Here is a 13,365-nt window from a genome sequence, read left to right as displayed (position 1 = left end):
TTTGTTTATAGTGGCCGTTGACTATACTTCTATCCATTTTTTTATTTTTGGGACGGTCTGTTTATTCCATTCTACAGTAGATCTTAATTTTAAAAAAATATTAAATAGACGATTGACCAGATTAATTGCCTTTTCATACAGGTATGCCTTTTCCAGCACCATCCCTTCAATATCGTCCTTGGTTTCGACCGGACCGGTTTCCGGCACTTTTAAACTTGAAAAACTCAGGCTTTCCCCTTTCAGCGTGAATTTCCAATCCTGATTTTCCGTTTTATAGGAAAGGTTCATTTCGATGACGACAGCACCTTTTCGAAGTGATAAAAGACCTTCTTCAAGTCCGGCATCATCTCCTTTAATGGTAATTAATTCAATGGTATCATTGATGTTGTTTTCAAGGACGATTCGATTGCCCAGATACAGGGAGGTAATAGTCTCATCTACCGTTTGAAAAAAAGGTTGGTCTGTATCAATGGTAAACCACAGCCAGGTTAAAAATTCATTTCCAATAAATTTATATCGATTATATGAAACAGAGACATCCAGCATGGGTTATGAATTACTCCGTGAATCGGGTTGGGGTGAATTGGGATACGGCATCTTTTTCGACGTTGGACAATGGTGAGGTCAGTGTAGCCATGCTATAGGGAAATAAACGAATTAATTTTAATTTAAATGACCGGTTGAAAAGGGTTTCTAATTCTTCATTGGCACCCTTTAAATTAGAGAAAAACCAAAGGGTCCTGGATTCGTAGTTCCAAATAAGATCATATATATTAGGCGTTGCCGGAATTCTCAAATTCAATACGTGAAGAACATGATCCTTGATTTCTTTTTTTTCGGTTTTGCTTAAAAATTCACGGCCATTTTTTTCCAGCCGTTTTTTCATTTCAAGGGAGTAATATTTTTTAATAATTTTAGAGGGAATCGTTTTTTTATCTATTCTCATGGAAAAAACAAAATAGGTGCCGATGAGAAAGGGTGTTTGGTTAAAATCGGTGCTGAAGGGATTGTTAAAACAGGTCCAACCAATAGACTTGTCTGAAGATTCGTTGTCTATTTCCTCAATGGAATGTTTTTTTAACCCGGTGGCAACGGTTTCCAGAATCGGTTCAGAAATTTTTCCTTCAACGCAATATTGAGTGATGGACACGGATGATGATAAGATACCCATTACATTAGTTGTCCTAATTATAAAGAATAAAGTATATTATTTTTCAATAAAACAAATACATATAGCTTTTTTATGTATTTCTTTCAAGCTCTTTTTGGAATCCGGGCAGAATCAACCCAATTTATTGAATAATTGAATTATTTTAATATGATAAATAAAAAAAAATGAAAATTTGGAATATTGACAAATGGTTTTCAATATTTAAATATACGGCTGCTTTATTAATATTTTAAATAATTTTAAATAGTTAACTATTTATTGATCATGTTTTCAGATCCATTTATCGCTGATCTCCACATCCATTCAAAATTTTCTAGGGCTACCGCTCGTAACCTCGATATTGAAAATATTTATATATGGGCCCAATTGAAAGGTATTTCAGTGGTGGGAACCGGAGATTTTACTCATCCTGAATGGATTTCAGAAATTAGCGAAAAACTGGAACCAGCCGAACCGGGTCTGTTTAGGCTTAAACCAGATATTGCCCGTTGCTGCGATGAAATTGTGCCGATCTCTTGCCGGGCGCCTGTTCGGTTTATGTTGAGTTGTGAAATAAGCAATATCTATAAAAAGAAGGGTCGAACACGAAAAAATCATAACCTTGTTTTTTTTCCGGACTTAGAACGGGTTCGCTTTTTCAACAACCGTTTGGAGACGATCGGAAATATCAAATCCGACGGAAGACCCATCATCGGTCTCGATGCAAGGGATCTTCTTGAAATTGTTTTGGAGACATCCGATGATGGTTTCCTTGTTCCCGCCCATATATGGACCCCTTGGTTTTCTATGTTGGGGTCGAAATCAGGATTTAATTCAATCAAGGACTGTTTCGAAGATCTAAGTTCCCATATCTTTGCCGCAGAAACGGGTCTATCATCGGACCCACCCATGAACTGGCAAGTGTCTGACTTAGATGATATTACCCTGATTTCAAACTCAGATGCCCATTCACCTTCAAAACTGGGCAGAGAAGCGAATTTATTTAAAACAGAAATGAATTATCATGCCATCCGGTCGGCCATGGAAAAAGGAGATAAAAACCAATTTGCCGGTACATTTGAATTTTTTCCTGAAGAGGGAAAATACCACGTGGACGGGCATCGTAAATGTGAGGTATGCTTTACTCCGGCTGAGACCCAATCCCACCAGGGCCTTTGTCCGGTTTGTGGGAAACCACTGACACTTGGGGTGCTGCACCGCGTGCAAGAGCTGGCCACGCGTCCTGAAGGAACCCTTCCGAATCGTCATTTTCCTTTTTACCGGCTGATCCCACTTGATGCTCTATTGGCTGAAATATTAAGAGTCGGTGCCCAATCCAAAAAGGTCACACAAACGTACCGAGCCCTGTTGGAAAAAATAGGCAATGAATTTAAGATTCTTCATTATCTGGATAGAGATATAATCGAATCAGTGGGTGTGCCGCTGCTTGCCGAGGCTATTTTTCGAATGAGGGACAATCGCGTTTCCTTTTCTCCGGGTTATGATGGGATTTTCGGAACCGTTCAAATTTTTTCTGATAGGGAAAGGGATCGGTTACTTGGGCAGCGGAGCCTTTTTTCTGGTTTTGAAAAAAAAATTGAATGGGCCGACAGTGATAAAAAATCAATAATTTTTAATTGTGACGAAAAATTGGTGTGCGCCGTGATCCCGAAACCGGAAGAACCGCCTGAAACTGGCATATCCTTGAACGAGGAGCAGAAAAAAGCCGTGGATCATCCCAGCGGCCCCCTGATGATTGTTGCCGGACCGGGTACAGGGAAGACCCGCACGCTGACCCATAAAATTGCTCGGTTGATTGAAACGGGTGTGAATGTCAAGCAAATACTGGCAGTAACGTTTACCAATAAGGCCGCAAAAGAAATGAAAGAAAGGCTTCGAGCCTTCTTTGGGAACTCGCGGCCACTCCCCTTCGTGGGCACTTTTCATGCCCTGGGTTACCTCATCTTGAGCCAAGCTATAACGGATACGATGTTGTCGGTGGTCGATGAGGCATCCCGAAAAGAGTTGGTTCGCGATTCCATGGTATTGAATGGCCTAACAAAAAAAAATTATGCAATCCGTGTGGAAGATATGATGGGGTGGATTGTTTCCGCCAAACAAAAGATGCTTTCCAGTAAAGATCCGCTATACGGAGTTTGTCCACAGGACCGGTTGGAACCGTTCGTTCAGTGTTATGAAACCTATGAACAATTGCTGCAATTTCAATCTTTTGTGGATTTTGAAGATTTAATTTTTCAAACGGTTTACCGGTTGGAAAAAAACCTGGATTTACGTGATAGGTATATCGGTCGCTTCAGCGATATTTTTATCGACGAATACCAGGATATAAACGCCGGCCAGTATCGGCTTGTCAGGCTGCTGGCTGGGGATCTTGCCAATATCTGCATTATTGGCGATCCGGATCAATCCATATACGGGTTTAGAGGTTCGGATGTCGCTTGTTTTAAATGGTTTATGAAAGATTTTCCTGATTTCCAGACTGTTTTATTAAGGAAAAATTATCGATCTACCCGGACCATTCTGGAAATATCGACACAGGTGATTAAAAAAAATTCGGAGTTGATGGAAAGCGTCGGTAGAGGTGATGTCTATTCTAACCTATCGGGTGAACGTCGGATCCATATTTTGCGGGCGGCTACGGAAAATGCAGAAGCTGTTGCGATTGGAAAAAAAATAGAAGTGATGGTGGGGGGAACGGGTTTCTTTTCTTTGGATTCCGGTTCTGTGGATGGCACCATGGACAAAAAGGCGTTGAGTTTCGCTGATTTTGCCGTTTTATACCGAACACGTAATCAGGGTAAGGTTATTTTAAAATATTTGGAAAAAGCAGGCATTCCCTGTCAGGTGATCGATCGGAAGACGGTTTTTAGTCATCCCGGGGTAAAATCAGTGTTGTCGGTTTTTAAGTTGCTAAACGGAGTGAGTATGTTTTCCGATCTTCAAGCCTCTATAAGGATTTTCAACTCGCCGGTTTCCATAAAAAGCATAGACATTATAAAACACTGGGCTTACCAGAAAACCTTTTCCCTGACGGAAGCGCTGGTTCAATTGCGCCGCCTGCCGATTCCTCATATGGGACATACCCGTCAGCAGCAGCTTTTTACATTTTTAGGAAAAATATCAAGGTTTAAGAAAAAAATTGAAGGTCTACCGGTTGTGGATACCCTTGAATTGATAATAAGGAAAGCCGATTTAAGGGAAAAATATGATGGTGACCCTTTATTTGAACGTGGCTGTACCCATTTACTTGAAACCGGCAGTGGATATCAATGCGATGCCGCCGGCTTTTTGGAGGCGATTGCCCTGTCCAAGGATACGGATACCTATGATCATCGCGTGGAGAAAGTGACCCTGATCACCATGCATGCCGCCAAGGGATTGGAATTTCCAGTCGTGTTTATCGCCGGTTGCGAGGATGATTTCATACCCTACCGATCAACCACCCACCCGGCAGATCTGGAAGAAGAACGGCGACTTTTTTACGTGGCCCTGACCCGGGCCAAAAAGCATCTTTTTTTGACCCAAGCTCGATACCGCCGGATTAACGGCCACAAACAACCCCGACAAATATCCCCGTTCGTGAAAGATATTGAAAATAGTTATAAATACTTTTCAGGTCAAGACATCATGAAAACTGAAAAGCCCACCCAGGAACAACTTTCCCTGTTTTAGAGAGGATTATCATGTCGACCCGTCCCCCCTCATCCTTTTTATTGAAAAATGGACTGACCTTGCTGTGTGTGGATCAGTCAAAAAAAATTGCCGCTGATCGCTGGTCTGTCTGTGTGAAGATCGATGTTACCATCCCCGTGGAAAAGAAATGGTTCGACAACAATCCCGTCGATGATGAAAACTTCCGACAGATCAAAGTCGCTTTGGGCGAAGCGGTTGTTTTTCAGAAAAAAATAGAGCGACATTTCATCAGCGATGGAAACAAAGCCCAGATTTTAAAGGAAATATGGGACAACGCCATGGACATGGGAATGAAATATCTTAGCCGCGACGATTTTGCAGCCAAATATATTCTCAAGGTTTTTGGTGACCATCAAGGAAGTCATTAAAAATAATATGAAAACCGTTACCCTTGTTCCAATGAAACGACCGGAAAGGCTTATTGAAAAGGCGCAAAATTATTTGGCGGATATGGAAGCGTTTTTTCTCGATACCCCCGACGCGGTGACGATAATGCTGGATGCACTGCCCCATGCAGACACGGAATTTATATTGAAAATGCTTCCCCTACTCGGGGTTGCAGGCAAAGATCGGGTGCTGTGGCCGCTCTATCGCCTGATGCGGGGGGGGTCAGCGGATGATTCGGTCTGCCTTTCGGCAGCAGTGCAGTTGGGCCTTGCGGCTTCCTTGAGCAATGATTCTTCAGCATTAAGGGCCGAGTTGATTAAAAATCTTAGCCATCCTGAGGCATCTGTACGAAGCAACTGTGCGCTGGCACTAGGCTGGGAGGGAAACTGGCCGGCGGTTGAATCGCTCATGGCACATCTGTCTGATCCTGACCGGAATGTTCAGGCGGCGGCAATTGCAGCGCTGACATCCGTGGGAGATCTTCGCGTATTCGATCTTTTAACTGCCCGTCTGGAACGCGGAACCGCTGAGGAACAGCGAAGCATTTTGCTTAATCTCTGGCGGTTTGCGGAAAAGATTCCCCAGGTTGAAGACGTTTACCTCGGTAGTATGGAGACCCTTTCGCCGGATTTACGCGTGGACGCGTTATCCGGGTTGGCCATGGTTCCTCTTTCCGCAACCATTCTTAACCGCTACCGGCAGTTATTAAAAGAGGAGGATCTTCGGATCCGCCGTCAGGTTCTGGAAATCCTTTCTGCGGAAGATCCTGTCGACTATGCATCGCTGAAAGATATCCTGTGCGTTCTTCTGGCAGACAAGGATGCTCAAGTCAGGCAGGCCGCCACTCGCCTTTTAGCCAGGAGATAGGGGTTTTCACTGATAATGAAAGATGACTGTTGAAAAAGAGGGAAACTTTCATTGCCGAAACAACATGGCAAGTAGTTAGGTCAGGTTTCGATGAGGTTGTTCTGGATGGCAAAGCGGGACAGGTCGGCGTTGTTGCGCAGGTTTAATTTTTTCAGCAAACGGAATCGATAGGTATCCACCGTTTTGATGCTGATGTGATAGGCCGAGGCGATTTCCCGGTTGCTGTTACCCAAGGCAAGGCGTCTAAGTACCTGCAGCTCCCGGGTGGAAAGGGAGTCCAGTGGGCTTTGGGTCCGGTTGCCCTTGGCGACCCGAAGGGCTAATGCTTCAGCTGCCTCGTCCGTTAAAAACAAAGATCCGGAATGGACTTTACGAATGGCTTTGACCAGCTGCTCCGGTGCGCTTTGTTTAGTGATATACCCCATGGCGCCTGTTTCGATGGCCCGAACCACATACTGATGTTCCTCGTGCATGGTTAGCACCAGAATGGGCACCTCCGGGAATTCACTATTGAGCTGGGTGATTACTTCCAAACCGTCTAAAACAGGCATGGAAATATCTATCACCGCCACATCCGGCTTCTCTTTGCGTACGGCTAGTACTGCCTGCCGGCCATCCGACGCTTCGGCGACCACTTCTATGTCTCCGCTCTCTTCAACGATTCGACGGAGTCCGGCGCGAACAATGCTGTGGTCATCGGCAAGAAGAACCCTGATCATGGTGGTGAGCTTTCTGTTAGGGCTACCGTGAAGCAGATCCGAGTTCCTCCCTCGGGTCTGGACTGAACATTGAAAAAGCCTCCGACTAGGTTGGCGCGTTCTCTCATATTTGCCATACCCAGGCCATCGGTTTCACCCAAGGCTTCCGGTTCGAAGCCTTTTCCGTTATCCCTAATGGTGAGCGTCAAATTGCCATTGTCAAACGACAGGGTTACCTTGGCGCGGGTCGCTGATGCGTGGCGGGCAACATTGGTCAACGCCTCCTGGGATATGCGGTAGGCTGCTGTTGCGATATTGCCGCGAATTTCCGGACCGTCGTCGTGTTCAAAAACACAGGTGACATCGTATCGCTTTTCGAAATCAGCAGTATACCATTCAATTGCTTCCACTAAGCCCAAATGATCTAATACGCCCGGTCGCAAACGGATAGCCAGACCACGAACCTCTTCAATGGTTGTATCGATGAGTTCGCACATTGTCAATGCACGGGCCGAGGCGGTCGGGTCGATTTTTTTAACGCGATTGCGAATCCAGACCGCTTCCATGCGAAGCGCGGTAAGCACTTGCCCTAGTTCATCGTGAAGTTCGCGGGCGAGGTAGGCACGCTCTTTTTCTTGGCCGGTCATGATGCCGGCAGATAGGCGCCGTAATCTTTCCTGGGCTTTTTTGAGTGCGGTGATGTCAGTGGCAATGCCACAAACGCCTGTCACCCGACGCTTGCCATCGTAGAGAGGAAATTTCGTACTCAGAAAGGTATGTGTTTCCTCGTCGATTACAATGCTTTCTTCAACCTGAATGGACTGCTTTTCGCGAAGGACCCGTTCATCATTTTTAAAGAACTGGTCGGCGATATCCGGCGCGAGAAAAGCTCTATCGGTTTTCCCGCGAACTTCTGAAGAACGGATACCGAACAGCCCTTCGAACCTTGAGTTGACCATGGTATATTTGCCATCGGCGTCCTTGATATAGACCACAGCAGGCGTGTACTGGAGAATTCCCGAAATTTCACGGGTGCGTTTACGTACCAGACTCTCCAGGTCCTTGGAATAGCTGCTGAGCGCCTCCTTTGCTTCCTGCAGCGCGCGCTCGGCTTTGTTTCGTTCGGTGACGTCTATGGATACAGCAAGGGACCTAAATGTCTTTTGTTGCTCATCACGATCAATGATGGCGGAAATCTGAACGTCGATAATCTCTTCGTTTTTCTTGATAAACTGATAGGGAACATCTTTAATAAAGCCCTTTTTGAAAAAAGTGGGAATTATTTTTTCCTCGGCAAATTTACGGGAAACCGGAGCAAGATAATCAGTAAGTTTTTTGCCAATAACTTCTTCTCGTGTGTATCCGAGAGCATCGGACCAGTAATTGCTGACACTGACCAGGATTCCATTTTTATCGATGGAGTGGAGCATGGCCGGGGTATGGTGGTATAGTGAGCGGTATCGTTCTTCGCTTTTTCGAAGCGCCTGTTCCACGGTACGGCGTCTGGCGATTTCCAGGCTGGCCTGGCGGTAGAGGAAGAAAATTGATGCTCCCAGTAACACGCAAAGGATGATGATGACCGGCCGGATGATTTTTAACAAAGGTTCGGAAACCAATTTGGATGCGGTTTTTAAGTCGTATAGATGGACAATTTTCCAGCCAGGGTAGTTGTCGACTGATATTTGGTGAAAAAGATATGGTTTTCCTGAAGAATCAATAACTTCTTTGTCCCCTTTTTTTCGGAGCCCCGTCCAGTGCCAGGGACCGTTGCCGAACTGCCTGGTTTGCCGTAACTGCCTGATTTTGTCTGGCTGCAACGGCCACAAGAGTTGGTAGAGCCATTCGGAGCGACTGGAGATAAAAATCATCCCTTGGGGGTCCACCACCAGTTGGATGCTGGTTTCTTCCGGAGTCAGTTCCTGTTCCACGAAAAAAATGGATGCCTTGATGACGGCAATGCCCAAGGGTGTGTCGGAATTTTTCCGGTAAACCGGGTAGCTGTAGTAGGCACCCCGTTTTCGCGAAGTGGTGCCCAGCGCCAGGTAACTGGCTGGAAGCCCCTGCATGGCATCTTGAAAATAGGGGCGGAAGGAAAAATTCATACCTACGAAGCTGTCTGGATCGTTTCGATTCGACGAAGCAATAGTATTTCCCCGGCTATCCATAAGGTAACAGACCTCAACATCTAAGGCCTTTTTAAAAAGGTCCAGCAGGGTGTTGGCTGCTTTCAAGGTTTGCGGCTCTGGGTGAAGCAGGACATCAACCAAGGGGGGCATTCGCGCCAGAACCCGTGCGGGTTTGATGTTTTCGGAGAAAAAAGCAGACAGGTTCTTTTTGGTGGCCTGCAGCCGATCCAGGGCATTGCGCTCCGCTTCCTGAAAGGCGTATTCTTTTAAGGTGCTATAGTACAAATAGCCGGCAACGCTGGCGGAGAGGAAGGCCACCAAAGAGAGCACCCGAAGAATAGAACGTAGCTTCATCGATAAGGCCCAGCCTGCTGATGGATTTTGACGGACGGTAAGCGTGGTTGAAAACGATCAACAACGACGGTAAGGCAGATCCGGATGATTGAAGACAACGGGGTGTCACGGTTACATATCGGACTTGAAAAATGAATCGGCATCCACGATGGTATCCGGTTTTTTGGTGTATTCGGTTGGAACGGTGCCTTCTTTAAAACATTCGAAAAGGGTTTTTCGGGATTCTGGAATGGGTAATAGGCCGGTCTCCGCATCGATCTTCGCAAAAACAACACCCTCGGGGACCTGAAACATGCGCACCGGTTTGTCTTTCAACACCTTATCCATGAAACCCAGCCAGATCGGGCTGGCGGTTCGAGAGCCTGTCTCCCCCTTGCCCAACGTTCGTCCGTTGTCGTATCCTACCCAGACGCCGGAGATGAACCGAGGCGTGTAGCCTACAAACCAGGCATCCTGAAGGTCATTGGTCGTTCCGGTTTTTCCGGCCACCGGTCGGTTCAATGCCTTGACCCGCTTGCCGGTACCCTCTTTCACCACACTTTCAAGCAGGCTGGTCATGATATAGGCGGTACTTTTGTCGATCACTCTTTCCCGGGACGGGTTCATCTCTTCCAGGATATTTCCAAAGCGGTCTTCGATTTTGGTGATGAAAGCGGGCTCCACTAGATAGCCCTGGTTGGCGAAAACGGCATAGGCGTTGACCAGCTCTAAAAGTGACACCCCTGAAGATCCCAAGGCGATAGAGAGATCCCGGGCCAGGTCTGATTCGATGCCCAACTTTCGGGCATAGTCGATGCAATAGTCGATGCCAATTTCCTGAAGAATTTTAATGGTAACGACGTTGCGTGATTTGGTCAGGGCCTCGCGAAGCAAGGTGGGTCCGTAAAACTTCTTTCCGTAGTTTTTAGGTTTCCAGGTGAAATCATTGACCTCGTCTTTGAAGACGATGGGGGCGTCGATGATCTCCGTAGCTGCAGTAAAGCCCTTGTCCAGCGCTGCGGCGTAAATGATGGGTTTAAAGGCGGAACCGGGTTGGCGACGGGACTGAATGGCTCGGTTGAACTGACTCTCCATGAAGTCGCGCCCTCCGACCATGACCTTTACCAGGCCGGTTTCCGCTTCGATGCACAACAGTGCACTCTGGGCATCGGGGACTTGGTCCAATGAAACGTCCCACAGATCTCCGGACGTCCTTTTTTTTAGCAACCGCACCAGAATTACATCTCCGGTTTTCAGCACCTGGCTCATCTTTCTGACCTGGGCCTGGTAAAAAGCCAAGTTCGGATTGGGTTTTCGCGCCCAGTGTATGTCCTCAACTGAAATCACCCCGCGTGCGTCGCCCATGCGAATGGTGGCTGTCCCCGCTTTGTCATTTACATCGATGACCACGCCTTTGGTCGACAACCCTTCGGCCAGCGGGGTTTCCTGCAATAATGCTTGGAGTTCATCGCTGAAACTTTCAATTTCCTCGGGGGTAATCGTGGATTCCGGCCCCCGATATCCAAGCCGGCGGTCCAGTTCGCGGAGGCCTTTTTCGACCTCCTGTCGGGCGGCCTGCTGCATTTCGATATTCACGGCCGCATAAATCTTGAGCCCCTGGGTGTACAGGGCGTCCTCACCATATTTTTTTTCGACGTACCGCCGGATGTGTTCTGTGTATATCGGCACCTCTTCAATGTACCAATTCCGGCGCGGTTTAATGTCCATCTTCACATCAATGGCTTCAGTCACTTCGGAGTTATTGATAAAACCTTCGGCCAGCATCCGGTTCAGCACATAGATCTGCCGCTGCTTGGCTCGCTCGGGAAACCGGAACGGCGAGTATCGGCTGGGCGCCTGGGGCAGTCCAGCCAGAATGGCACATTCCGCCAGATTTAGTTCACTGACCGATTTGCCGAAGTAATTTTCCGCTGCGGCTTCAACACCATAGGCGCCGTGGCCCAGGTAGATCTGGTTCAGATAGAGGTAAAGGATTTCTTCTTTCGTGAAGGTCTTGTCGATCCGATAGGCCAAAATGGCCTCTTTGATCTTTCGCTCGTAACTTCGCTCTGGGGTGAGCAGGAATGATTTGGTGACCTGCTGGGTGATGGTGCTGCCTCCCTGGACGATGGTACCGGCCTCGATATTTTTAATGAAGGCCCGAATAATACTAAAAAAATCGATGCCCTGGTGTTTGTAAAATCGGGAATCTTCAGCAGCGATAAAGGCCTGCTGGAGCTGGATGGGAATTTTGGACAAGGGCACCACGATGCGCCGTTCCTTGTAAAACTCGGCAATTTTACGGTTATCGTCCGAATAGACCGTGGTTATGATAGATGGATGATAATCTGTCAGAGAGGTTATTTTCGGCAGGTCGTCGCTCAAATAAAAATAGACCCCCACCATGGCTGTGGCCCCCATGAACATTAAAATGAGGGCCATTAGCAGCGACCATTTGGCTATGCGGCCAATGATTGCTCCCGGTTGGCGGCGAGCTCTTTTTTTCAGAATCTGAGAAGCGCTTTTTTCTTTGGACATAGTCGAATTGGAATCATCTGCTCTTGTTTTGGTCTTTGCATCGGTTGTCCCAACGAACCCCCTTGGTCCGAGTCCGAAGGAACTAACCGCACCACCCTAACAAAGTAAATAATTTTTCGCAAGATTATCCCGCAGTTGCGAAAAAAAGGGATTGACTCCCGCAGGTGATGTGGTTAGATAATCCGGTTTTACGTGAATTATTAGTAAACCGCGGATGATGCGGATTTTAAAAATGAAAAGAGTCCGATGGCGTTTACCGGAGGAGTGAAAACGAATGATCGAACTGAATTTTGAAAAAATGGGGGGCTTGGTACCCGCTATTGCCCAGGACGTAAAAACAGGAGAGGTGCTCATGCTGGCCTTTATGAACCCGGCGGCCTGGGAAGCGACCCTGAGGACACGACGAGCCACCTATTACAGCCGGACCCGCGACACCCTGTGGGTGAAGGGACTTACCTCAGGTCATATACAGCATGTCAAGGAAATCCGGGTGGATTGCGACGACGACACTGTATTGTTGAAGGTGGAACAGGTGGGGGGGGCAGCCTGCCACACTGGTTATGCCAGCTGTTTTTTTAAGCGTGTGGAAGACGGCGCCCTGGTTACCACAGGGCAGCCGGTTTTCGATCCTAAGGAGGTTTATAAAGAATGACGACGCCCCTGAAACTGGGTATTCCCAAGGGAAGCCTGCAGAATGCCACTTTTGCTCTTTTCAAACGTTCCGGTTGGAATATTAATGTCAACGATCGGAGCTATTTTCCTGAAATCAACGATGACACCATCGAATGTGCCATCTGCCGGGCCCAGGAAATGTCCCGTTATGTGGAAAGCGGCACTCTGGATGCCGGTCTCACAGGTAAGGACTGGATTGCCGAAAACAGCTCCGATGTCATTGTAGTAGAAGACCTGATCTATTCCAAGGTCAGCGCCCGTCCGGCTCGTTGGGTGTTGGCTGCGCCCTACGATTCGCCGATTAAATCCCTTGAGGATTTGAAGGGCAAGAAAATTGCCACTGAGCTGGTGGCTTTTACCAAACGCTATTTTGACGAGCGCGGCATCTCCGTAAAAGTGGAGTTTTCTTGGGGTGCCACGGAAGCCAAAGTGGTGTCCGGCCTGGCTGACGCCGTGGTGGAGGTCACTGAAACCGGCAGCACTATCAAGGCCCACGGCTTACGTATCATCCACGAGCTCATGCAAACCAACACCCAACTGATAACGAATCGACAGGCGTGGGAAGATCAGCACAAGCGGGAGAAGATCGAACAGATCGCTTTATTGCTCAAAGGGGCACTGCTGGGTGAAAAGATGGTGGGAATAAAAATGAACGTACCCCATGATAAGCTGGAGCGGGTGGTGACGCTGCTGCCCAGCCTCAATGCCCCCACCGTTGCCTCCCTTTACCAGTCCGACTGGTTTTCCGTAGAAACCGTTGTCGGCACCGGCGTGGTGAGGGATCTGATTCCCGTGCTGCTGAAAAACGGGGCTGAAGGCATCATCGAATATCCGCTTAACAAGGTGCTTTAACGCGTCGCCCGAGAAACACGGTCGGCGC

10 protein-coding genes are annotated in these 13,365 nt (G+C 47.5%); 5 read left to right on the top strand and 5 right to left on the bottom strand.

Going from position 1 to position 13,365, the window contains the following annotated elements:
* Positions 1-21 precede the first annotated feature (21 nt).
* Positions 22-546 carry a hypothetical protein gene (locus tag ACHZBS_RS11590; RefSeq protein ID WP_319406669.1) on the bottom strand — a complete coding sequence of 175 codons (525 nt, stop codon included), beginning with the start codon at positions 544-546 and terminating at the stop codon, positions 22-24.
* A 10-nt stretch (positions 547-556) separates the two neighbouring features.
* Positions 557-1,171, bottom strand: coding sequence for a recombination-associated protein RdgC (rdgC, locus tag ACHZBS_RS11585; protein ID WP_319406668.1), 615 nt, complete (start codon positions 1,169-1,171; stop codon positions 557-559).
* Between the two features lie 264 nt (positions 1,172-1,435).
* On the opposite strand from rdgC, the gene ACHZBS_RS11580 reads away from it, so the two are divergent.
* Genes ACHZBS_RS11580 through ACHZBS_RS11570 form a run of 3 tightly spaced genes read left to right on the top strand, consistent with a single transcriptional unit; the run spans position 1,436 to position 6,118 of the window.
* The gene (locus ACHZBS_RS11580) at positions 1,436-4,843 is read left to right on the top strand and encodes a UvrD-helicase domain-containing protein (protein ID WP_319406667.1); all 3,408 of its coding nucleotides are present in this window, start codon (positions 1,436-1,438) and stop codon (positions 4,841-4,843) included.
* An 11-nt stretch (positions 4,844-4,854) separates the two neighbouring features.
* Positions 4,855-5,232 carry a hypothetical protein gene (locus ACHZBS_RS11575; RefSeq protein ID WP_319406666.1) on the top strand — a complete coding sequence of 126 codons (378 nt, stop codon included), beginning with the start codon at positions 4,855-4,857 and terminating at the stop codon, positions 5,230-5,232.
* Between the two features lie 7 nt (positions 5,233-5,239).
* A complete protein-coding gene (locus tag ACHZBS_RS11570; RefSeq protein WP_319406665.1) occupies positions 5,240-6,118 on the top strand; it encodes a HEAT repeat domain-containing protein in 879 nt (292 codons plus the stop codon).
* Positions 6,119-6,198: 80 nt separating this feature from the next.
* Here ACHZBS_RS11570 and ACHZBS_RS11565 read toward each other — a convergent pair whose 3' ends face one another.
* The 3 genes from ACHZBS_RS11565 to ACHZBS_RS11555 all read right to left on the bottom strand — a co-directional run bounded on the left by ACHZBS_RS11565 (position 6,199) and on the right by ACHZBS_RS11555 (position 11,717).
* On the bottom strand, positions 6,199-6,837 hold the full coding sequence (locus ACHZBS_RS11565) for a response regulator transcription factor (RefSeq protein WP_319406664.1): 639 nt from the start codon (positions 6,835-6,837) through the stop codon (positions 6,199-6,201).
* The gene (locus tag ACHZBS_RS11560) at positions 6,834-9,296 is read right to left on the bottom strand and encodes a PAS domain S-box protein (protein WP_319406663.1); all 2,463 of its coding nucleotides are present in this window, start codon (positions 9,294-9,296) and stop codon (positions 6,834-6,836) included. Before ACHZBS_RS11560 ends, ACHZBS_RS11565 begins: the two co-directional genes overlap by 4 nt.
* A gap of 111 nt (positions 9,297-9,407) precedes the next feature.
* Positions 9,408-11,717: a PBP1A family penicillin-binding protein gene (locus tag ACHZBS_RS11555; protein ID WP_319406662.1), complete on the bottom strand. Its 2,310-nt coding sequence runs from the start codon at positions 11,715-11,717 to the stop codon at positions 9,408-9,410.
* Between the two features lie 370 nt (positions 11,718-12,087).
* Between ACHZBS_RS11555 and hisI the strand changes: the two genes are divergently transcribed.
* Positions 12,088-12,465: a phosphoribosyl-AMP cyclohydrolase gene (hisI, locus tag ACHZBS_RS11550; protein ID WP_319406661.1), complete on the top strand. Its 378-nt coding sequence runs from the start codon at positions 12,088-12,090 to the stop codon at positions 12,463-12,465.
* Positions 12,462-13,337 (top strand): ATP phosphoribosyltransferase, encoded by an 876-nt coding sequence (hisG, locus tag ACHZBS_RS11545; RefSeq protein WP_319406660.1) that lies wholly within the window; start codon positions 12,462-12,464, stop codon positions 13,335-13,337. The genes hisI and hisG overlap by 4 nt, the downstream gene beginning before the upstream one ends.
* Positions 13,338-13,365: the final 28 nt, after the last annotated feature.

Origin of the sequence: uncultured Desulfosarcina sp. (assembly GCF_963664155.2) — a bacterium.
In the GTDB taxonomy this organism is placed as follows: Bacteria; Desulfobacterota; Desulfobacteria; order Desulfobacterales; family Desulfosarcinaceae; genus Desulfosarcina.
This window is presented reverse-complemented; position numbering and strand designations above follow the sequence as displayed.